We start from the raw sequence: 22,063 nt of genomic DNA, 5'->3' as shown, positions 1-22,063 counted from the left end.
GGAAACGCCAACTGTTTTGGCCGGGATCAGCACAATCCACGCGCTGTAGTAAGCGGATGTGTTCGGAATGGCTTGACGCATATCCGAGTCCGAAAAGAGTACGGCTGCTTTTCGGGTGCAGCAGTCGCAGGACCAACGGCCTATGAGCTTAGCAGGGTGCGAGTGGGCATCCTGGATCCCCGACCTCAGAGGATGACACCTGATACGAATGAAGTTCGCATAGCGCGCTCGGCGATGGTGTTGAGGTGGCGGGTTCGCGCGCTTCGGTGCTTCGGTAGTACCATCGATCGGATCGAGAACGAACGCGGCGCCTCGGTGACCGACAACGTCCCTTGGTCAGCATCCCTCCTGCCGATGAACGAAAGCACGTCTGGGCCGCGCTGGCAGTGACAGTTCAAATTGACGGCAGACCTGATTCACGATTAACCCCCGCCAGCGACCGACCATGTACGGATCGTAAGCGAACAAGCTCACTTGCCGTCCGCACTCGAAGATCCTGTCGTCGCCGATTGTCCTGCTGCACCTGTCTGTGGCCGCAGCAAACCAGAGGACCGCTTAACCCTACATTGCCATCCATGTTGAACGAGCGTGGCTTATGCCGCACCAGAGCTTCCTCTGCGCTCCCCGTTGGAACAAGCCGCCGCCGCTAGTAAGGACTCTTATGGTTCGGATCGAGTTCGATTTTGCAGTTTATGACTGGCCCACGTTAGACGTTTTGAGCTCGACTCTTGAGTGAGACTCACAGCGATGCCCTTATCACGGACCAGATCAGGAGATTGATCGCCAGAAGTGGCGGCATCGCTAGGGCTTAATTTTGAAATAGAGCAATCTCGCCGTTAACAAGATATCGAAAGCCCTATCCGCCGCTTAGCGGCAATGGATGAGGTGAACGACGGACACTCAGCTCAAATTCCTTCATTTCTGATGCGGTTAGGTCCCTGGCTGCCCGCGCCTTAGACCGTTGAGCGCCTCGACGATGCGTTTGAGCCCCATCTCCAATAGCTCCGGTGGAGCACCGAAGGAGAGACGTAGGCCGTTCGCGTCGCCGAAAGCGTCGCCTGGAACACATCCTACATTAGCTTCTTCGAGGAGCACTCGTGCGATGTCATCGGCAGATCGCACTGAGCCTTCAGTCCGCAAAGCAGACAAAAGCCGACTCAGATTGAGATAAAAACAGAACGAACCATCGGCGCGGGATGGAGTTACATCGCGTAGATCAGAAAGGATGTGAAGACCTATGTTGCGAGCGTCGACAAGACGCTGATAGATCTGCTCCTCAAAGCTGCCATCGCTGGCTTGAAGGTGGTGCAGGATCGCCTGCTGCGCGATTACATTCGGAGTTGCGATTGCATGGCTCTGAAGCTTTCTTACCGCGGAAACGAGCTGCGCGGGCGCGGCGAAATAGCCCAAGCGCCAGCCGGTTATCATCAACTCCCTTGAAAACGACTTGACTATGATCGTCCGCGAACGTACCCGGGGGTGCGCCATGACGATCGACTCGTGGTGACGAAAACCAGTGAATACCAGTCCCGAGTAGCACTCATCGGAAATGATCCATATCTGGCGTTCGATAGCGAGTTCGCCGATATCTTGTAGTATCGTTCGATTGTAGACTGCGCCGGTCGGGTTATTTGGCGAATTGATTATTATAGCTTTCGTCTGCGGTGTGACAGCAACTCGGATTGCACTGATATCGGGAATATATCTCGGGCAGCGAGCATCAACGAACACTGGTGCTGCACCAGCGAGAACGACCTGGGACAGCAATATCGGCCGCCAGGGGCGAATAATGATAACCTCGTCGCCCGGCGCTAGGACAGTCACGGCCGCATAGAGCAGCGCTTGCTGCGCGCCCGTAGTGATTACGATCTCTTCCGCACTCCAACCAACGCGCGTTTCGACCGAGAGCTTTTCGGCGACGGCCCTGCGAAGGGACGTAAGCCCAATGAGATCGACATAGCGGTTCGCTTCGGCGTTGACCGCAGCCATCGCTCCTTCGCACACTGATGAGGACGGCTCGACGACGATTTCGTCGGTTGCCAGATCAATGAACCGGCGCCCAATCACAGCTACCGTGGCTAAGTCGTGGCCGGCTTTTCGGGATCTAGAAAGGAAGGACATCGGGCGCGACGGCATAGGCGCTCTCCTGCAAAGTTGTCGCGCTTGTGAAGTGATCCCAGCCGCGTGACCGGACGTTCCTTGATCTGTTTCGGAGATATCGCTCTTCGGGTTGAACAAGCTCTTCCCAACCGCCGAGAGTTCACCGAAACCACCAAGCCCTTTCTCAATATGCACAACACGTGGTTGCGACTACTCCGGAATTGAAGCCGAACACGCACAAGACGCGGACCAGAGCCAACCGCAGCCGACCTTCAGTAGTATTGGCACGGCGATAATGCTGGGAACAAACAGATCGACTTTTGGACCCCGATGTCGCTCGGCAGGACGCCACCATGCAATGCGGGCTGGTGAGCGCGCCACGAGTCGTGCCATCTGCCAACTTGCCGAAGCTCCTGTCTTCATCAACGAGCGCATGGCAGCGTTCAGCCTCAACACGCCACAACCTCCATGTGATCGTTCTGCGACCCGCCTTGCCGCCTCGACTAGCCCGTTGACGATAGTCGATTGTGGTTGATCTTAATTGCCGACCTCCTCCCATCTGCCTTGCGATCAGCGCGTGATCCGCAGCAGTTACCCACCGTTCATTGCCAAGAAACCATCTCTTGATCAATCACTATTGTTGGTAGTTCATCCGGGCAATACTTCCTTCTGCTGGATGCCAGCAAAGCCCCGCGGCCGGCTTGGCGCGACTCGCATTGGTCATGCTCGCTAATGTGAGGACACTGCCTCGTACCCACGCGCGAGCGTGAGAGTCTCAGACCAACGGTCGGCGCCTGACACTTTTCGGACGAGCTCGTCGCACCTTAGACAGAATGTCGGGATTCGGACACGGAGCTCATCGCGGGTCGCCAAACTGTTTGCGTATCTCGACCTTCGTTGTTGCATCAGCGCGAGCCAGCTCGTCTGAGGAGTGGTACGGCGCTTGCTTAAAGAGAGCAGAGCCACGTCGTCACGCCGTGGTGCATTCGCCAATGATGCGAGCCGGGACATCGGTTCTTCGACAAGAGGGGTAAAGGCATGTCCGGCGTTGCTGCTGCGTTTTTTTGTCCTTCAAGCAATTCGCAGGCGGATGTTTATGATCGACTCGAGCACATGATCCCGAAACTTGCGCTTCGTGGCCAGGCGGCGGTCGGCGTTGCGGCTTTCATGCACAAACAAGGTATTCGATATGGGAGAGCGTTTCAGTCATCGAGCGCTTCAGTGCGCATTGATCCCAACGAACAAGATCGGCGTTTTCGGCCTCATGTTGCAATCGCTCAAGTCCGTAGCCGATGCCGCGAACTCAGTGATGGCGTCGACCTTCAGTCAATTCATAACAATGCAGGCACCAGCCGCCATCTGGCCATTTCTCTGGATGAGGCCTTGGTCAATGCTCGTGAACTCAGGGGAGCCTTTCTTGCCCAGGAGCAACGATCAACCGTCAACACAGATGCTGAGCTCTTGCTCAAGTGTATTGAACGCTGTTGTGAACGACACTACTGGCGCCACGGTCTAGCGGCCAATTACGAAACCGTTTTTCGAGAGATTGACGATCGTATTGACGGCGCTATTAGCGCGCTTTTCCTGGACGGAGACGGAAATCTCATTGCTTACCGCAATCGAAGCGGCTTGCGACCGTTGGAGACCATGCAAACAGATGACGGGTTCTTGCTCTTCGCCTCTGAAAATTGTGCCTTTGCCGCTCTCGAGGGTAAGACGCGGCAGATCTCGCCGGGCCACATAACGTATGTGGACGGAACGACGGGGGGCAGCGTTAGTCGTGCCGTGCACAACGGGCGACATAAAGCCAGGCTCTGCGCGTACGAAGCTCTCTATTTAGGAAGTCCGAATACGTCGGTCGAAGGCCATTCACATTTCGAAACCCGGTACAATATCGGTGCTGCCTTGGGTGGGATTGTTGCGCAGCGACTGCAAGCTGAAGCAGATCCTACCTGCACACTCGTTTCCTCCAAGCCGCGTACAGGTGGTCCGTTCGCCGATGGCCTGTACGCATCTCTCGCGGAATACGGGCTGCTCGCCGAGCGTCGTGAAGTGGTCGCCACGACGTTTCTTCAGCGAACGCTCATCGGCACGACCGACGAGCGAAAGTCCCGCATTTCTCAAAAGTACCGAGTACTGGAAACTGACCTGACTAAAACCAGCGTAGTAATTGTCGACGAAGCACTCATTCGCGGCGATACCAGTCGAGCTGTCACGAGCATGCTCCTTACCGCCGGAGCCAAAGCCGTGCATTGGGCGATCGGTTCGCCGCCTATAGTGGCTCCGAACTACTACGGCATGGGTATCAACACACTCGATGAGCTCGCATTCTGGCAGATTTGGAAACGACTGCCGTCCGAGCAGCGAACGCAAAGCCTTCGCTTTCACAAGATGGAACCCCACGTTTTGAGACTCATCGAAAGCAACATCGCGACATCCATCAACGCAGCCTCGATAACGTATCTGCCCTTCCCACTGCTAGAATCGTTGCTGCCCCTGAGACCGGAGAGCTTCGATCTGTCACCCTTTACATTCGAGATGCCAACTCGGGCGGGACAGGAGCGGGCGGACAGGAATCTGCGCGAATTGGTGGCTGATCTTCCCCGCATGCAATCAGTTCACGCTTGAGGTCATTAATGAAACCCGTTCTCGTCTTTGATTGGAATGGAACGTTGCTCGATGATGCGCACGCACTGCTTCAAACGACTAATGCTATTCTGAACCGCTTTGGTTACGCGCCGATCAATATGGAGACGTTTCGGGAACATTGCGACCTCCCGCTATCTCTTCTTTATCGCAATCTCGGAATGTCGCAGGACGAGGTTGCGGCCGTGGATCGCGATGGCAGCGCTGTCTTTCACAACACCTATGAACCACTTGCGGATCGCGCCGATCTGCGCGAGGGCGCGCGTAGAGTGCTGGAGCTAGCGCACCGAGAAGCAGCTTTGTCCGTCATCGTGAGCAACCATATCGTTGCCCCCCTTCGGTCCCAATTGAGAAGACTTGGAATCCATGACTACATCAACGAAGCTCTCGCCTTTGAAAGCCGCGCCACTCAATACAAATCGATGAGCAAAGGAGAGCGGCTTCGCCTCTACATGCAGAAGTACAGCCTCGACCCGGCGTCGACGTTTATCATCGGCGATATGCCGATCGAAATGGACATCGCACGCAATCTCGCACTCATAAGCATATCGATCACCGGAGGTTTTGTTTCGGACTCGCGCTTGCGGGCGGCAAATCCTGACTATTCGATTAACAACCATCATGAGCTGTTGCCTATCTTACAAAGGCACGGCTTTTTCTAGAGTGCATGAACCATGTTCAGCGAGGCATCATCACCAAACGCAGGTCCTAGCACTGCGAAACAGAGAATAGGTCTTGTCGGCGTCGGGCGAATGGGAACTGGAATGGGTATTAGCCTGATGCGTCATCAAATTGAACTGCATATCAAAGCCAACAAGAATCGTTTCGGTGCGAATCGATTTGCTTCAGCCGGTGCCCGTGAACATCCTTCGATCGCTGAGTTGGCGCAACATGTAAGCGCTGTGGTGTTGTCCCTACCGTCAAGCCGCGAGGTTGAGGCAGTGTGCCTTGGGCAGGATGGGCTTTTTGTCCATATGTCCCGTGGCGGTTTGATAATTGACTGCACGACATCTTATCCTGCTTCGACAGTTACACTGGCGGAGCAGGCTCAAGAACATGGCCTAGGTTTTGTAGATGCCCCAGTAACACGTAGCCCCGAACAAGCTGAGTTCGGCCTTCTCAATGCGATCGTTGGATCGAACGAGACGCTCTTTCCTGTGGCGGAAGGCATTCTTGCTGCATTTTGTGAGACCGTTCTTCATGTCGGAGAAGTCGGACAGGGTCATAAGCTCAAGCTTGTTTACAACAGCATGACTATGGGCATAGCGGCCGTCGCAGCAGAGGTCTGCCAATTCGCAAAGGCTCTTGACATTGATCTTGTAACACTCCGCTCTCTGGTCAGCCGCGGTTCCACTAACAGCGGAATATTCCAAGCCTTCGCTGCCTTTTTGTTGGGCGAAAAACCCGATGTTCTGGCCGTCTCAATTGCCAATTCCGCAAAGGATATTAATTGCGCTGTGCGCCTAGCGGGCGAGAACGTAGTTTCGGTGCCGATCCTAGCTGCGGCTGCGAACAAGTTAAACGCCTCGGTTGCCTCGGGCAAAGGCGAACTGACTCTACCTCATTTGTCTCACTCATAAAGTCTTCGGTCTAATCGAATTTTACTATCTCACTGCCTTTGGAGGTACGGGCGTGTTCCTTCAATGCCGAGAGCGTGGAAGGGTCCCGCCCTTGAGGATTGGCGCGCTCGTTAGCGACACTCGCGCTTCAATGAATGAGATGCCTAGTGTCCTTTAAGAAAAAGCCGCTGTCAGATTTCTCCAACAGCGGCTTAAGTTGAGGGAGGAAGGCAGACGAACCGGTCTGCCAGCGGAGCCGAAGGCTATCGTTAGCAGGCGACAAATCGGATAGTTGGTCGCCCAACGCATCGACATAGGACGCCGGAGACCACCGCGACCAAATTACCGATTGAATTAGATTTTCCTGGTGCCCCCCAGTTCGGAGAGATTCCGGACGAGACGCTGGACCAGGCTGGAGACTTGCGCCGCCACTCTCGCATTCGGAGAGCGAGGGTCGGCACGGGCTTTGGCGCTTGCGCGTGATCCAGACCATTGAAGGTTGCGGTGAAGCGGAACACCTCTTTCCCATCACTGGCGGCCGCGAGATTTCCCCTTAGTGGCCGCGAAAGGATCCAGCGGGTGATTTTTGCTTCAGCTTCAACCAACCACCGACAAGGGTGACGCCGGCTTTCACACGCACGGATTGAAACATTTACAGGCGAGGCTCCATCCGGGACCGACGCTTGGCCGTCCGCCAAATAATGAGACACGAATTTCCTCCCGGAGCATTCTCAACAATAGGAGGTCTAGACCGGGCTGAAGCATTGTATAACATCGGCGATACTTCCGGGTGGGTAAGAATGGGTATAGTCAGCTGCAAGCTTGCCACGCGCTTAACGGCCGCATCTAGAGGCGCGCCCTTGGAAATCTACGCGCCGTCCCTGCGGAGCTTTCCAGCAGACTCGATGCTCGTAATGGCGACTTTACCTGTCGTCGACTGGAATGACTGTCTTTTGCGAGATTTGCGCAGCCTCGACAAGCAAGCGTCCATTCGCGCCTACGCGGCGATGGTCATGATCGATCCCTTTGCCTGTTGGGAGGATTTTGCCGACTTGCTGAAAGAGGCGAGAATCTCCGGCGTCACAAATTTCCCACCTGCATCTATCATTGAGCAGGCTACGGATGGCATGCCAATTAACTCCGGACTGGAGCTCGAACTTCGACGTATGGAATGGTTCGCCAGCCTGGGATTCAAAATCCTGTTTGTTGCTGCCAAGGATTCTGAGATCACGATGGCAGAGACGAGACTTGGAGCGCATCTCGAAGGTATTGTGTATTTGCCCGAAGAGGCTCTTGCGCGTAGGATTTGCGACGAAATGGGGTTGATCAGCCTTGGCCAACAGGCATCGTCGATGCCAAGGTTCTCGTTTTTGCATGCGACTACGTCGCAGCAAACCCGACGCAAGAAATGAGGGTAGGCTATTCTAGGATCCGCAGTTTCTTTATCTTGTTGTAAAGCGTCTTCCTTGAAAGCCCAAGAGATTGTGCGGTCTTGCCACGGTGGAGCCTGTTTCGTTTTAGGCCTTCGATGAACCACTCGCGCTCGGAGAATGCTCCTTTGGGCCGAGCGGGCGACGTCGAGTTCAGAAGCGGCTTGAGGACGTCAGCAGTTATATGCGCGTCTTTCACCATCACCAGTTGATTGACGATCTGGCGCAATTCTCTCAAATTTCCGGGCCAATGGTGGCCCGCTAACGCCAAGAACGCGGACTTCTCTATTGCCAGCGTTTGTGCATTCGAATCCCCCTTGGCTTCGACGGCAAAATGCTGAATGAGCTGTGGAAGGTCCTCCAGACGGTTTGGCAAAGCGGGTTGTTCTATGTCAAGCCCGGCAAAGAAGGCAAGAAGGCGGGGACATAGAACACTTTCCAAGCTTGCTCCGCGGGTCACTGTCGCGGTTGCGATGATCCGGGCGTTTGACCTTACAACGGATACGCCGTTCAGCGGCGTGAAAGTACCCGTCTCGAGATAGTCCGCGAGACGCTCTTGCCCATCTCGCGACAGCTGATCGACATGCGTCAGCAGGAGCGCGGAATCACTTGCGGCTTCGAGGAGCGACAGTTGGCGCCTCCTATTCTCAGCGCTCTCGGCACCGAACAGCGCACCGACCGTGTCGATTGCCGGCCCTCGGCGGCAATGAAACAGCGCGGCCTTCGTGTGTCTCCGATCGCTAAAGGCATGGACGAGGTTCGCTATCCTTCGCTTTCCCGATCCCGCCTCGCCCCACACCAGCACAGAATTGGGATTACTTGCCAAGCGCCTTGCAGTCTCAAGCACGTGCTTCATGATCGAGGACTGCGCGATGACGCCATGCCGGAATCCGCTCAACTGGAGCTGGCGCTCGAGGAGATCGACCTTCTCTCGCAATAAGTGGATGGTCTTAAAGCCCGAGGTTACCTCGAGAACTGACATTTCGAGCGGGATGCGGTCGAGCGACGAACCGCCAATGAAACCCTGCACACCCGTTTCTCGGCAGATGTCCAGGAGTTCGTCAGGCTTCGTGATTGGCCCGCCACCAAGCAGGCAAATTGCGTTCACGTCGACGGATTGAGCGACACGCGCAACAGCGCTCGTTCGCGCGGCAAGCTCCGACAGGCTGATCGACAAGTCGCATCCGCTTTCGACAGCGCGGTTGAGATTGAAGTTGATACAGATGGCTTCAGCTCCAGCTTCAACCATGCGCCTTGCTTCGGACTGGGTGCGAGTATAAGCGATGGTCATTAGGCCGCGTTTTGCGGCTTTGACCAGGAGTTCGATTTCCCGCTCGTAGCCGAGCCCGCAACTTTCAAGCAGTGATCTCCTGTAGTCATCAATGTGGATGACGGACGGGAAATTGGTGACGCCTGAAAAACCCCATCGCATGATGCGGTCGAGAAAGCGGTCGATATCCAGCTGCGGATCGAAGGTACAAGCGCCAAAAAATACCGGCAATTTCGTTGAGGGCAGGATCTCGGTCCGGCCGAAGCCCGCCACGAATTCGTTTGTATTGCGGATTGGAAGAATTGAGGCTGGCGAAGAGCCCCCCATCGCGCGAAATCGGCCGGCGTTAAGGGCGAGAACGAAATCCGCGCCCGCCCGTTCGGCCGCTCGCGCGGTCATGCCCGATCCTATTCCAGCCCCAAGCATAAAGGAGCGGGAGTTGCGGAAGAACCGCCTGATGCCGCCGCCCTTTGCCTGGTCTGTCCGCGTGTGCATGACTTGCCCGCCTCCTGCACGGCGGTTGCGAAAACTAGCTCCAATTTGCGGGCGCGTGCAACCGGCGCAGCGCCTTTCCGTTCGTCACGAACAGGTGGCAGTCCGCCGGCGACGCCGCAAGACGAACCTTGCCAGACCTCTTCTGTGACTCCGGCTTTGGCGCCTTTGCGACCACCGATTCCTTGCCAGCGTTTCCGTAGATGTAGGTGACGCTGCCAAGATGCTCGACGAAATCGACGTCGAGTTCGATCGCGATCTCTTTCCTCTCCGCCGCAGATGGAGAGAAGTCATCGGGGCGAATTCCGAGTGTGATCGGCTTGCCGACGAGCAATTGATCCGGCTGCACGGGGACGGAGACTGTCGCCCCGGCGTCGAGCCTGACGTCCATGCCCGCCTCGTGCGCCGCCTCGATGTGGCCGCCCAGGAAATTCATCTTGGGTGAGCCGATGAATCCGGCCACAAACCGGGATGCCGGATTGTGATAGAGATCATGCGGGCTTCCCACCTGCTCGATGTTGCCGTCCTTGAGTACGACGATCTTGTCGGCCATTGTCATGGCTTCCACCTGGTCGTGTGTCACGTAGATCATGGTATTCCCAAGCTGCTTGTGGAGCTTGGCAATCTGAACCCGCATCTGCACCCGCAATTCGGTATCAAGGTTCGACAGGGGTTCGTCGAATAGGAACACCTTGGGTTCGCGAACAATTGCGCGGCCAATCGCAACGCGCTGACGCTGGCCGCCCGAGAGTTGTCGGGGTTTTCGGTCCAGAAGATGATCGATCTGTAGCAGCGACGCAGTCTCGGCGACCCTGGTCTCGATCCCGGTCTTCGCAACCTTTGCCATTCGCAGAGGAAAGGCAAGGTTCTCGCGCACAGTCATGTGCGGATAGAGCGCGTAGCTCTGAAACACCATCCCGAGGTTTCGATCCGCCGCATCGACATCATTGACGAGCTCGTTGTCAATCAGAAGCCGGCCGCCGCTGATTCGTTCTAGTCCTCCAATCATTCGCAACAGCGTCGACTTGCCCGATCCCGAAGGTCCGACGAACACGACGAACTCGCCGTGATCGATGGTGAGATCAATGTTCCGCAGGATCTGGATTGTCCCATAGGCCTTGTTGACGCCTTCCAAACGAACATCGGCCATCACGAACTCCTCTGTCGAATCCGTTCGACCAGCGCCGCCGGGACCTCAATCTCTGCCAGGCTGGAGACGATAAAATCAGGTGGCACCAGGGATGGGTCTTCGCGGGGCGGCACGCCGGTCGTGACCAGCACCGTCGGTAGCTTCGCTCGCTTTCCGGCCTGGATATCCGTCTGGATCTGGTCGCCAATCATCAATGTGGCGTTGCGCGCCGTCCCGAGACGGGAAAGTGCCGTCTCGATCATGTGCGGCTCAGGTTTCCCGACAATCAAGGGCTTCACGCCTGTGGCAGCAGCTACAGCTGTGATCGTTGCTCCTGCTCCAGGTTCGAAACCGCCTGCGGTCGGCAGGAGGAGATCGGGGTTGGTGCCGACGAATGCGGCACCGTTCAGGATCGCTTCGACCGCAATCCGCAGCTTCTCATGCGTTATCTAGCGATCGAGGCCCATGACCACGGCATCGGGTTCGCGATCGGTCACATCGAGCCCCGCTTCGGTGATGGCCTTCACCAGCGATGGCGCGCCCACGACGAATACGCGCGTTGCATCCTTGTATGTCGCGCGAATGAGCTCGGCGGCAGTGATGGCGCTCGTGACAACGTCTTTCGGCGTGACGACAAGCCCGAAACTCGCAAGTTTGCGGAGACATCTTCGGGGGTATGGGTGGAATTGTTAGTCACGAAGCAGAACGGCAATCCTGCCGTCTGCCAAGCTCCAAATGTCTGGATAGCATCTGGTATCGCCGCGTTGCCGCGATAAACCACGCCATCGAGATCCGAAATGATACCTTTGACTTGCGGCCAGTTATGGGCCGGGGCGGTATTAGCCATTCATCAGCATCCCGCCGTTCACGTGAAGAATCTGCCCGGTCATATATGAGGCCGCGGGGCTTGCGAGAAAGACAGCAAGACCCGCGATATTCTCCGGTAGACCCACGCGTCCCAGCGGGATCCGGCCACTATGGCGGGCTTCGGTCTCCTCCCGGGGACGCCCGTGCATGGGCGTGTCGATAATGCCAGGGGCGATTGCGTTGACATTGATCTTGAGCGGCGCGCATTCGTAGGCGAGCAGCTTGGTGAGATCGTGGACGATCGCCTTGGACAAGCAGTAGTCGGCGCCGCCAGCCTGATAGTTGAAGACTGCACCTTGCGAGGACAGCGAGGAGCCGACGTTGACGATACGGCCACCTTTCGCCTTCATGAACCGGTCGACCACCAGTTTGGAGGAGCGCAGGACAGCGACTGAGTTGATCTGGATCGTGCGCTCGATCTTTTCCGAATTGCCGTTCAGGAGCGGCTCGGCAGACTTGATGCCGGCGTTATTCACCAGCACATCGAGCCGGCCGAAACGTCTGGCAATCTCATCTAGCACCCTTGCGACATCGTCCTCCCGCGCGACATCCATCGCCATTGGCAGTACGCCGTTGCCATGGGGCAGGCCAGCCAAGGTCTCCCTGAGGTTTGCGAGATTAGCATCGGTGGCAAGGACATTCGCCCCTCCCGCCCGGAATGCATTGAAACAATGGCCGACCCGATGCCTCCACCGGCTCCGGTTACGAGCACCGTTCTATCCGAAACTGAGAACTGTTCAGTCATTCCAACTCCAGGATCGTTTGTGATTGCAGAAATTCGCCAACCGCCTCGCGGCTCGGCATCGAGCTTTGAGCACCGCGGCGCGTCACGCACAGGGCTGCCACCGCGAGCGCCCTTCGTACGGCTTCCCTCAAGGGCAGGCTCTCAGCCAATGAAGCGGCGAAGGCGCCATTGAAAGCATCCCCTGCGGCCGTGGTATCCACGACCTTCACCGGGAAGGCGCGCAGAGAAAAAGATTGCTTCTTGTCGGCATAGTAAGCGCCCTGCGCGCCCAAGGTGATTAGGGCGGCAGCTGGACCGAGATCGAGAAGCTTTAAGGCCGCGCCCGCGGCTGTGTGGAAGTCGAGGACTTCGATCCCTGTGAGCTCAAAGGCTTCCGTCTGGTTCGGCGTGACGAAGTCAACGCTTGCCCACGCGGCCGGTGAAAGCCCGGGCCTGACCGGCGCCGGCTTGAAGATGAGTTCAAAACCCTTGTCCGCCTTCATCTCGAAGAGCCGATTAAGGGCCGAGATCGGCATCCCCATTTCCGCAACAACGATTGCATCGCGCGCGATGAACTCGGCCGCGCGCTCGATCATCTCGGGTGTCACGTTCAAATTCGTGCCAGGGTCTATGACGATCATGTTCGAGCCGTCGTCGCCGACCATGACCAGGGCTGAACCGGAGACCTCGCCCGCAGAGATCTGAATGGCATCTGCGCGAACGCCGGCCTGCATCAGGGACTGCAACAGCCAGTGGCCGGCATCGTCATCGCCGAGACGCGTGTAGAAATGTGGCTTGAGGCCAAGCCGGGCGGCAGCAACGGCCTGATTGGCGCCCTTGCCTCCGGGGTAACGGGTCAAGCCGCCCATCAGGCTTTCACCTGGAGTCGGCAGTCGCTCGACGTTGAAGCAGAGATCGAGATTCGTCGTTCCGAAGAACATCAATGGCCGGGTGTTCATTTTACGGCACCGAAGGTGAGGCCGCGTTCGAGGTGACGCTGGCCAATGACGATCAGGATGACGGGAATGATCATCGTCACGACGAGCCCGGCCGCCATGACGGGATAGAACTGCACGCCCGGATTGAGAAGCTTGAGCAGAGCGACCGTCACCGGCGCCTTGGTCGAGCTCAGCATTAGACCGAGGGCAAAATTGTGCCAGGCGAGCAGGAAGATGAGCAATGAGGCTCCGATCAGTCCTGGCTTCAACAGTGGCAGCACGATGTGCAGCACGACGCGAACGGGTTTGGCGCCGTCCATGGCAGCCGCCTCCTCGATGTCCTTGGGGATGTCCTCGATGTAGGAGCGGCTCAGCCAGACGATCATCGGCAGTGTGACCACCTGGTAGACCCAGATCATGCCGAGATAGGTGTCATATAGCCCGATGGTCTGGAATACGCTGAAGAGCGGGATGACGACCAGGAGAACCGGGGCAAAGCGGAATCCAAGAATGAAGAACGCAATGTCCTCTTTGAGAGGTATGTCGCGCCGCGCCAGCACGTAGCCGGCCGGCACGCCCACGAGCAGAGACACGATGACCGAGCCCAGCGCTATGACGACGCTGTTGGTGATCGGCGTCAAGAAATCGACTTTGATGGTGCCATAGCTGGTCGCCCCCGCCTGGGCGACATCAAACAGCACGCGAAAATTCTCCAGGGTCGGCGAGAACAGAAAGGTCGGTGGCCAGGTCATGACTTCGGCCTGCTGCTTCAGCGACATCATCAATATCCAGATAAGCGGAAAAGCTAGGATAAATGCGCAAACGCCCACGAGCAGGTTGAGGATCAGATTGGCGGGAGTCGAACGATTGACGCGCATGCGCGGCCTCTTCAGCTGACGCGCTGGCGAACAAAGCGCCAGAGCTTGACCATGGCGAACGTCCCGACTAGCACGATCAGCCAATTGACCACCATCAGTGCGGCGCCACGCCCAAAAGCGAGATTCTGGAACGCGGTGATGTAGGCACGTACCGAAAGAACCGAAGTGCTGTTGCCGGGCCCGCCTTGGGTTGTCCCGAAGATGATGTCGAACTGGTTGAGAGACTCGATCAGCCGAAACACCGCCGCGATCAGAATGTAGGGAGCAATCAGAGGCTGCTCGATGTGCAGAAAGGTCGCCAAGCCCTTCGCACCGTTAACGCGCGCGGCTTCTCTCACCTCTTCATTGATGCCCTGAAGGCCGGCGAAGATGATGAGTGCGAAGAAGGGCGTGTAGGTCCATACGTCGATCAGGACCAGGGAGAACATTGCGGTCACGGGATCTGAGATCCAGGCAAATCGGCCGATCCCGACAAGCGACAACAGATAATTCATGATCCCGTTTTGTGGGTCCATCATGGTCGTCCACATGAGCGCTACGCTCATCGGGGGTAGGACGAGGGGCAGGAGAATGACCGGCCGCATCACGCGGGCCAGGAAGACTTCGGTCGCGAACAGCTTGGCAAGCGCGAGACCGAAGGCTGCCTCGGCAAGGACGGCGGATCCAGAGTAGACCAGCGTCGCGCGAATGCTATTCCAGAAATCCTCTGTCTTAATCAGCGCCGCGTAATTGTTGAGGCCGATGAAGTGGACCAAGGGGCGACCGAACCTGAGGTCAGTCAACGACTGATAGACGCCGTAGAAGAACAGAAGCAGAAATCCTACAAGTATGACGATGGCTGGCGCAATTGCTGCAATGCTCCACCAGTCAAGACGCGGCTCCTCAGCGCTCTTGATCCGCCGATCCTGTGAGGAGGCAAGTTGGCTGGCCGAAGACTGCAGCGTCACGATTGCGTCGTATCCTCGAAGTTCCATATGACTACATCTCTAATTGCAAGAAGGGGCAGCGGGTCGCCGCCGCCCCCTCGGCACTTCACATGGTCGATCGGATTTCGGCCGCGAGGTCTGTCAATGTCGCCTTCACGTCAGCTCCGTTGACCATTTTCTGCATGGCAACGGCCCAGGCATTCATTGCTTCGGCAAAGCCGACGCGAGCTGTAAAGGCCAGCTTTGCCCGGTCCTGCACGCTCTTGAACGTGTCGACAAAGTTGTTGAATTCAGGCTTTGCCGCGTATTCGAGCCATGCCTTGTCAGTCCAGGTCGAGGTGCGCGGAGAGTTGACGAGCTTGCCGGCCACGGCACCGTTGAGCTTCACTTGCTTCGAAGTCGCCCATTGGATGAAGAGCCACGCAGCTCCCTTCTTTTGCGATGCCGCATTCATCGCCAAAGACCAGATCCAGATGTTGGATTCGAAGTTTTTGGCATTCGGAGCACGCAAGGGCGGCGCAAATGCTATTTTGCCTGAGGCTGGCTTGCCGGCAACGTCGTTCCAAAAGCCAAACATGTTGGAATCGATCGCCATGGCTGTGCGGCCGGAATTGATGCCTTCGACCACCTGGTACCAATTGTCGTTAGCAAAGGAGGGCGCCGCGCACTTCTTGATCATGTCCACATAGTCCTTGTGGAAAGCGATCGACTCGGGTGAGTCGAGGCCGGTGTCGAGCTTACCGTCCTTGACGGTGAAATCGTGCACCCCGTAGGACCTGGCGATCGAGATTGCGGCCGTGTGGATGCTGCTCCAGAACCGCACACCGCGGACGCCAAGGGGCGTAATCGTCGGATCGGCAGCCTTCAGCTTTTCGCATGCCGCGGACATCTCCGGCGGGGTCGTAGGGACCTTGATGCCATACTTGTCGAGGATGTCCTTCCGTTAGAACAGTTGGATATTCTCGAAGCCATGCGGAATGGCCCACACCTGCCCGCTTCCCGGCTCGATCTGGCCTTCCTTGACCTTCCAAGTCAGCGCATCTCGTAGTGCTGGGAAGAAATCCTTGTAATCGTAGCCGGCCGCCGTAAGTTTCGGATCGTTCAGATAGCGGTCGAGGGGCTCAAGCAATTGACCGGGCGCAAGATCCCAAGCCGGTTGAATGCCCGTACCGACAACGTCCCAGCTTGGTGATTTGGTGCTGAGCTGGATCGTCAACTTATTCCAATACGCATCGTCCGGATAAAGCTCCGGCGTCACCTTGATGCCGGTAAGCTTCTCGAATTCCGGCAGCTGGGCTGCAACCGCATCGGCATATGGATGAATATCGGAGGCCCAGACGATCGACTCGCCTTCGAACTGGCGCCAATTGATGTCGTCTGCCTTGGCGTGGGTAAGCGCCATGGCCGTTCCGGCCAAAAGCGTGGAGCAGATAAGGGTAGCTTTCCTAGCAAAATTTGCTGAACGGTCCGGACAAGCAGCGTACTTCCTTGGCATGATTCCCCTCCGGTGAGCTCTTTGGCCCGTAAACCTCGTGCCCCCTCCTCTTCGAGAGGCCGCAGTGTCGGCAAGGCTAGCGCCCGCTGTTCCGTCGTAAGCGGTTTTCCGAACTCTCTTTGGGTAAGATTGGGTAACGTCGAACAATCGGTAGTTCAGAAAGTGATCCGCGGATCGCGTCAGGCGTACTCAAGCCACGTTGTCTACCAATTTGCTGGACTGGCAGCAGTCATCCTCAAGGATCAATTAGCAAACTTATGACGCTGACGCCTCGTAGCTTCGGCAGTCAAACGACAGTCGATTGTCCTGGGATGTGGCGGCTCCGAAATCTCTTGTGCACGCGCCGGTTAGCGAGGTTCACAATGACCGTTCTCGAGTGCGCGATAGGGCAAAGGTTTCAATCCTCCACTGCAGTACTTCACACGGTTTTCCGTCTTCCGTACCGTTCCTCCGAATGCGCCGAGACGGCTTTAAGCTGCAAGAACCGTCATCAGGAATCTCCGGACCTCTGTCTTCAGCCGCGCGCTGTCGTTGGACAGCATCTGCGCGTAGGTGAGCAGTTAACTCGAAGCCGAGCCGGTCTCCGTTGCGCGGCGCTTCACGTCGGCTATGCTCGAAGCCACTCGGCGGGCCCCGTGTGTGCCTCCTGGATATTGGAGGAGATCTCTTGCGTAACAGCTCCTTGTTCGTCAACCGCGCACAAGATCGCCGACCAAGAACTAAGTTCAACGGCGGCGTGGGCCAAGCGTGTAACTCATCAGCAACGCGACCACGAGCAGCACTCCCTGAACGAAGCTTTGCGCGTAGTACGGGAAATTGAACATTGTCAGTCCGTTGATTAGTGTGGCGACGAAGACCGCGCCAACCAGCGTACCGACGGCATTCGCTTTGTTGGCGCCAAGCACGGCATATCCCACGAGCGCGGCGGACACGGCCTGCAGCAAGTACGCGTCGCCCACATTGACGTCGCCCCGGTTGGAGCGGGCCGCTAACATGACTCCGGCGATTGCTGCCAACGCGCCGGAGATCAGGTATGCCGCCATGCGATAACGCGCCACGCGGATGCCGGCCGCCGCGGCTGCGATCGGATTGCCCCCAACGGCGTAGAAGGCCCGCCCCCACCGCGTGTAATTGAGCAGCACAATGACGACGATGAATATCAGACCTGCGACCACGACTGACGCTGGGATACCGAACAGCCGCCCACCACCTAGCCAGCCGAATAGCGGCGAGAACTTGCCCGGAGCGACATTGCCGTTGAACGACATACCCTCCGCGATCGACTGGCCCGAGACGCCGAGCAAGGTCAACCCGTTGATGAGGAACAAGCCGGAGAGCGTTGCCACCAGATCGGGGATGCGGGCGTAGACAATGAGAAAAGTGTTGAATAGGCCGACCGCGACGCCCGCCGCCACGGCGATCAGAATCGCTGGGGCGCCACCGAGGTCGCCGATCACCATCGCCGCGGTTGCTGCCATCACCGCAAGCGACATCGACGCTCCTACGGACAGGTCGAATCCGCCGACCGTCATCGAAACCGTGGCGCCAAGCCCGATCACCGCGACCACCGAGGCCGCTTGCAGGATAAACATTGCATTGGCGAACGTGCGGAAGAACGGCTGCTGCCAGGAGAAGAACAGAATCATCAGCACCAGAACGGCCAAAAGCCCGTAGCGGTAGATGAAGACTTTCAGCTTTTCCGCGCTGCCGCGGGTGGATCCAGGCTCGGCCGGCTGCGCGAGCGAGTTTTGGATTGTCATTGAAGGGTGCCCCCACTTACGCCTTGCCGAGCTGCACCGGTCCGGCTCATGATTTCAGAAAGCTCTTCGGAGCTGAGCGCATCCGCCATAACTTCGCCCGCGATCGCTCCTTCGACCATAATGAGTACGCGGTCGGCGACCTCCACCACTTCCTCAGGGTCCGACGACGAGACTACGACCGAGTTGTACTCCGAGAAAGCCCGCAGCGCGTCCGAGATGATGCCGCGCGCTCCGATGTCGATTCCCCGGAACGGTTCGTCAAGAATTAGAAGTGACCAGCCGTGCTTGAGCCAGCGGCCGACTAACAGCTTCTGCTGATTGCCTCCCGACAGCGCCTCGATGGGGGCATCCCAGCCGGGACACTTGACGTTGTAGTCACGGATGATATCCTGGGTGAATGCCACTTCTTTATGTAGGTCGATGAAGCCATAGCGGCTGAAGAATCCCATTGCGCCGATCGAGCAATGCTTCGCCAGGCCCTCGCCAGGGAAGATCGATTGCTTCGCGCGCTCCTCCGGCACCATCGCCACGCCCCTCGTCAGCGCATCGGCTGCGTCGCGCGGCTTGAAGGGCCGATCGTTGAGCAGCATCTTGCCCGAAACCAGCGGCATAGCACCGTAAATCTGTTCCAGAAGCTCGGTCTTCCCGGCGCCAACGAGCCCGGTGATACCGATCACCTCGCCCTTGCGGAACGTCAGGTCGACGGGCACCGCATCGGGCCGCACACGCAAGCCGCGTCCGACAAACACCGGCACCTGGTCCGAGCGGCGGATGACATGTTTCGCCGACAAGATCAGATCGCCGAGAATTGATGTCGCTATCGCATTCGTATCGAGCGGTGACTGGTGCTCGGAAACGATCTGACCATTGCGCAAAACGACTGCGCGGTTGCATAGTTGCTGGCTCTCGCTCATGCGGTGCGAGACGTAAAGCACCGCGATACCGCGCCGCTTGAGGTCCGCCACCGCCTCGAACAATTTTTCCGCTTCACGCGCCGACAGCGTCGAAGTCGGCTCGTCGAGGATCAACAGCTTAGGGTTCTTCACTAGGGCGCGCGCGATCGCCACCTCCTGCCGACCGCTCGCTGACAGTTCCTCCACCGGAGCTTCCAGCGGTAGCTTGAGGCCCAACTTCTGCTGCACCTGCTGCGCGCGGTCCATGACGCTGCGGCGGTTGAGAAAGAAGGGCGAGTCGGCGGTCGAGAGATCGTCGAGCAGCAAATTTTCTGCCACTGTCATGCCGAACACCACGGCATCGTCGATGTTCTGGTGAACGGTCGCGATGCCGCAGTCACGCGCTTCGGTCGGCGAGCGGATTTCGGTCCGCTCGCCCTCGATCAGGATTTCGCCGGACGTGCGCAGGAAATTGCCGGAGAGCACTTTGATGAGCGTGGACTTGCCGGCGCCGTTGGCACCGAGCAGACCCAGCGTCTCGCCCGGCATAATCGAGAAGCTCACACCCTTTAGCGCTTGCGTGGCACCGAAGCGCTTGGTGATGTTGCGGAACTCGACGAGGGCTCTCGTTCGCTCGGACATAGGGCAACCTCCAGCGAGGCTTTCCTGCGTGGACCGATTCATTTCATCTTATCCATCCAAGGGGCCTTCGCCACGTCCGGCGTCTTCAGATCCGGAAAGACCGCACCAAGCTGTTCGATGTTCTCGACTTTGTTCGTGCGCAGCTCTTCCTGAGTGATAACCAGCGGCGGCACGCTCAGCGTGTTGCCGATGAGGTCGCCGGCAATCCTGGCCGCGGCCACCCGCAGTACGACCGAGCCGACATTGGACTGGTTGGTGGTAGCCGTGACCACCCAAGGACTGTGTGGCTTCGTCATTACCGCGATGTCGGCAGTTGAGATGTCCATGCCATAGGTCTTAACCTTGTCCGCCAGACCGAGTTCGCTGATCGCTAGCGATGCGCCTTTGGTGAACTCATCATACGGCGCGACAATCGCCTTGACGTTTGGATGGGCAGTCAGCGCTGCCTTGGCCTGATCGGCCGTCTGGGCGGCAGTGTTGGCGTTGACGACGCCGATCGTCGCTACCGTATTGACGCCAGGGTTGGCCCTCAAGAATTCCTTCCAGACTTCGTTGCGCAGATCGAGCGCCTGATAGCCTGGCACATAGACATAGATGACGTCAGCCTTTGCACCGTCGCCGCCGATATGGGCCTTCAGAGCACCAAGGATGCCGGTCATCATCAGCTTGTCGCCCTGATCAACGGTGATGACCTTGTCCGACGGCTCGACCGAAACGTAGTAGGTCACGACAGGAATATTGGCGTCAGCGGCCGCCTTGATGCCGTCGCGCAGACTATCACCAAATCCCCAACCAATGACGATGGCATCCGGCTGAGTGGCTACGGCCTGCTGCAGCATCAGCGCCTGCTTCGCATTGTCGCCGTCGGCGTTGTAGACCGTCAGCTTGACGCCGAGCTTCTTCGCTTCAGCCTCAACGCCGGCAATCCACTCCTGATACACGTCGCCAGTGTTGAGCTGGCGGACAACCGCGATCTTAACCGCGTGATTCTTAAACTTTTGCGGTACCTCGGCGTGCGCGTCCGACTTAACTCGAATCGGAGTGGGCCCGTCTGCGAACGCTACACTTGTAAGGGCGATCCCCGCGACGCCTGCGAGAAATGCGCGACGAACAATCCTTGCCACAATCATAACGTTTCCCCTTTGCTGACGTGGTGCTTGGCCGCGGAGTTCTCCGTGCGGCTTGAGTTCTTCAATAGGATTCTAGGGTACGTTGAGCACCCAGTCAGGCTCGAGCGTCCTTCTTGGCATAAGCTTCAGCACGCCGTTCCATACGAAGCTTTAGACGCTCATCGGCTTCAGGGCTGCCGTCGTGAAAGCTGCCAAACCACTTGTCTAGTGGGACCGCCCCATCAGCGTAATTCACCTCGAAAAGCTTGTGGTGAAGATAATGAGCGTAGACTCCAGATGGGACGGTGCGCTCGCCCCCCAGCTCGGTTCGATCGAAACCGGTATGGGCAATTGCTGGAGCGAGGCCCGCGCGCATCACCATGGCAAGCATATGTATTGGATGTGAATTGAAGACAGCGATCAACACGATGACAGAAAAATACAGGATGTGTTCGACCGGGTGCATCGCTAATCCCGACCAGGGAAGCACGTTCGTATTATTGTGGTGCAATGAATGAACGTACTTGTAGAGGAGACGAGTATGAAGCAGGCGGTGAACCGCGTAAAAGTGGACCTCATGAATGAATGGGACGAGTAACAGCAGGACGATGAACCATATTGGGTTGTCTGACAAGGTGATGAGAGGCACGTAGCCGTTGGCATAAAGATAAAACGCCGCGACCTGATATGCTGTAAAGACCGGAACGCCGCTCGTTATCGTCCAGAAAATATTGTCCAAAGCCTGTTTGCCGAAGACGAAAACAGTAGCTCTGGCCGTGGGCCAACGCGGGTTGTACTTAAAGCGCGTCTCCTGCCGTCGCAAAACGTAGAGCCAAGAGTGCCAGGCGCCATACCAAAGGACGACGATGGCATAGTTGAGGAGAACGAGATAAAGTACCCAGCCGATCTCGAGTGTCTTCATTTGTTCAAGAGACGGCGCAAGAAAGAGCCAATAACCGATCCCGAACACGATAAGCAGCAGGTTCCAAGGCAAAAAGTACCCTGGCAACCACTTTATCACCGCCATAGGTTTCGGAGGCAACGTGAACAACGGCCCATAACTGATGAGCTCCTTAGGCGCGTAGTGACCAAACTCGTCGCGACGGCCGAATTTAGTTTCCTCCATCATCGCTTCCTCCTGGCGCGCAATCCACCCCTATATTTTCTTCAGTATATGGCAGAGCGTTGGATGGCTCGATGGTTAG

General features: G+C 57.4%; 16 protein-coding genes and 3 pseudogenes. 4 read left to right on the top strand and 15 right to left on the bottom strand.

Translation table 11 applies throughout. From position 1 onward, the window contains the following. Window positions 1–930 precede the first annotated feature (930 nt). Window positions 931–2,136 (bottom strand): pyridoxal phosphate-dependent aminotransferase, encoded by a 1,206-nt coding sequence (locus L6639_RS38260; protein ID WP_237866559.1) that lies wholly within the window; start codon window positions 2,134–2,136, stop codon window positions 931–933. A 1,002-nt stretch (window positions 2,137–3,138) separates the two neighbouring features. Here L6639_RS38260 and L6639_RS38255 point away from each other — a divergent pair. The 4 genes from L6639_RS38255 (at window position 3,139) to L6639_RS38240 (ending at window position 7,717) form a co-directional block, all read left to right on the top strand. Beyond that, window positions 3,139–4,728: an amidophosphoribosyltransferase gene (locus L6639_RS38255; protein ID WP_232995602.1), complete on the top strand. Its 1,590-nt coding sequence runs from the start codon at window positions 3,139–3,141 to the stop codon at window positions 4,726–4,728. An 8-nt stretch (window positions 4,729–4,736) separates the two neighbouring features. Then, the gene (locus L6639_RS38250) at window positions 4,737–5,408 is read left to right on the top strand and encodes an HAD family hydrolase (protein WP_128929761.1); all 672 of its coding nucleotides are present in this window, start codon (window positions 4,737–4,739) and stop codon (window positions 5,406–5,408) included. A 12-nt stretch (window positions 5,409–5,420) separates the two neighbouring features. After that, window positions 5,421–6,326 carry an NAD(P)-dependent oxidoreductase gene (locus L6639_RS38245; protein ID WP_128929762.1) on the top strand — a complete coding sequence of 302 codons (906 nt, stop codon included), beginning with the start codon at window positions 5,421–5,423 and terminating at the stop codon, window positions 6,324–6,326. 839 nt (window positions 6,327–7,165) lie between these two features. Next, window positions 7,166–7,717, top strand: coding sequence for a hypothetical protein (locus L6639_RS38240; RefSeq protein WP_232995603.1), 552 nt, complete (start codon window positions 7,166–7,168; stop codon window positions 7,715–7,717). A gap of 7 nt (window positions 7,718–7,724) precedes the next feature. Here the strand turns inward: L6639_RS38240 and L6639_RS38235 are convergent, their stop codons facing one another. The 14 genes and pseudogenes from L6639_RS38235 to L6639_RS38170 form a co-directional block, all read right to left on the bottom strand. Beyond that, window positions 7,725–9,500: a phosphoenolpyruvate hydrolase family protein gene (locus tag L6639_RS38235; RefSeq protein WP_188637435.1), complete on the bottom strand. Its 1,776-nt coding sequence runs from the start codon at window positions 9,498–9,500 to the stop codon at window positions 7,725–7,727. Between the two features lie 34 nt (window positions 9,501–9,534). Continuing rightward, window positions 9,535–10,647: an ABC transporter ATP-binding protein gene (locus tag L6639_RS38230; RefSeq protein WP_128929765.1), complete on the bottom strand. Its 1,113-nt coding sequence runs from the start codon at window positions 10,645–10,647 to the stop codon at window positions 9,535–9,537. Then, on the bottom strand, window positions 10,647–10,889 hold the full coding sequence (locus L6639_RS38225) for an HAD hydrolase-like protein (protein WP_232995604.1): 243 nt from the start codon (window positions 10,887–10,889) through the stop codon (window positions 10,647–10,649). The genes L6639_RS38230 and L6639_RS38225 overlap by 1 nt, the downstream gene beginning before the upstream one ends. A gap of 260 nt (window positions 10,890–11,149) precedes the next feature. After that, window positions 11,150–11,473 carry an HAD family hydrolase gene (locus L6639_RS38220; RefSeq protein ID WP_430648592.1) on the bottom strand — a complete coding sequence of 108 codons (324 nt, stop codon included), beginning with the start codon at window positions 11,471–11,473 and terminating at the stop codon, window positions 11,150–11,152. After that, window positions 11,466–12,098, bottom strand: a pseudogene (locus L6639_RS38215) (SDR family NAD(P)-dependent oxidoreductase); the annotation flags it as partial. The gene L6639_RS38220 and the pseudogene L6639_RS38215, both read right to left, overlap by 8 nt. 136 nt (window positions 12,099–12,234) lie before the next feature. Next, window positions 12,235–13,176 (bottom strand): ribokinase, encoded by a 942-nt coding sequence (locus L6639_RS38210; protein ID WP_128929766.1) that lies wholly within the window; start codon window positions 13,174–13,176, stop codon window positions 12,235–12,237. Then, window positions 13,173–13,934 carry a carbohydrate ABC transporter permease gene (locus tag L6639_RS38205; protein ID WP_237866557.1) on the bottom strand — a complete coding sequence of 254 codons (762 nt, stop codon included), beginning with the start codon at window positions 13,932–13,934 and terminating at the stop codon, window positions 13,173–13,175. The genes L6639_RS38210 and L6639_RS38205 overlap by 4 nt, the downstream gene beginning before the upstream one ends. Window positions 13,935–14,044: 110 nt before the next feature. Continuing rightward, window positions 14,045–14,980, bottom strand: coding sequence for a carbohydrate ABC transporter permease (locus L6639_RS38200; protein ID WP_232995606.1), 936 nt, complete (start codon window positions 14,978–14,980; stop codon window positions 14,045–14,047). 85 nt (window positions 14,981–15,065) lie between these two features. After that, a pseudogene (locus L6639_RS38195) lies at window positions 15,066–16,361 on the bottom strand (extracellular solute-binding protein). A 563-nt stretch (window positions 16,362–16,924) separates the two neighbouring features. After that, window positions 16,925–17,166, bottom strand: a pseudogene (locus L6639_RS38190) (hypothetical protein); the annotation flags it as partial. Between the two features lie 13 nt (window positions 17,167–17,179). Then, window positions 17,180–18,100, bottom strand: a complete 921-nt coding sequence (locus L6639_RS38185) for an ABC transporter permease (RefSeq protein WP_245478061.1) — start codon at window positions 18,098–18,100, stop codon at window positions 17,180–17,182. Window positions 18,101–18,210: 110 nt separating this feature from the next. Beyond that, complete coding sequence (locus L6639_RS38180) at window positions 18,211–19,749, bottom strand: sugar ABC transporter ATP-binding protein (protein WP_164934141.1); 1,539 nt, start codon at window positions 19,747–19,749, stop codon at window positions 18,211–18,213. 38 nt (window positions 19,750–19,787) lie between these two features. Beyond that, the gene (locus L6639_RS38175) at window positions 19,788–20,879 is read right to left on the bottom strand and encodes a substrate-binding domain-containing protein (RefSeq protein WP_128929771.1); all 1,092 of its coding nucleotides are present in this window, start codon (window positions 20,877–20,879) and stop codon (window positions 19,788–19,790) included. A gap of 94 nt (window positions 20,880–20,973) precedes the next feature. Then, the gene (locus L6639_RS38170; protein WP_128955099.1) at window positions 20,974–21,987 is read right to left on the bottom strand and encodes a sterol desaturase family protein; all 1,014 of its coding nucleotides are present in this window, start codon (window positions 21,985–21,987) and stop codon (window positions 20,974–20,976) included. Between the last annotated feature and the right edge of the window lie 76 nt (window positions 21,988–22,063).

The sequence above is a fragment of the Bradyrhizobium zhengyangense genome, from assembly GCF_022012555.1.
GTDB lineage: Bacteria > Pseudomonadota > Alphaproteobacteria > Rhizobiales > Xanthobacteraceae > Bradyrhizobium > Bradyrhizobium zhengyangense.
The sequence above is the reverse complement of the archived record's forward strand: the minus strand, read 5'-3'. Positions and strand labels throughout refer to the sequence as shown.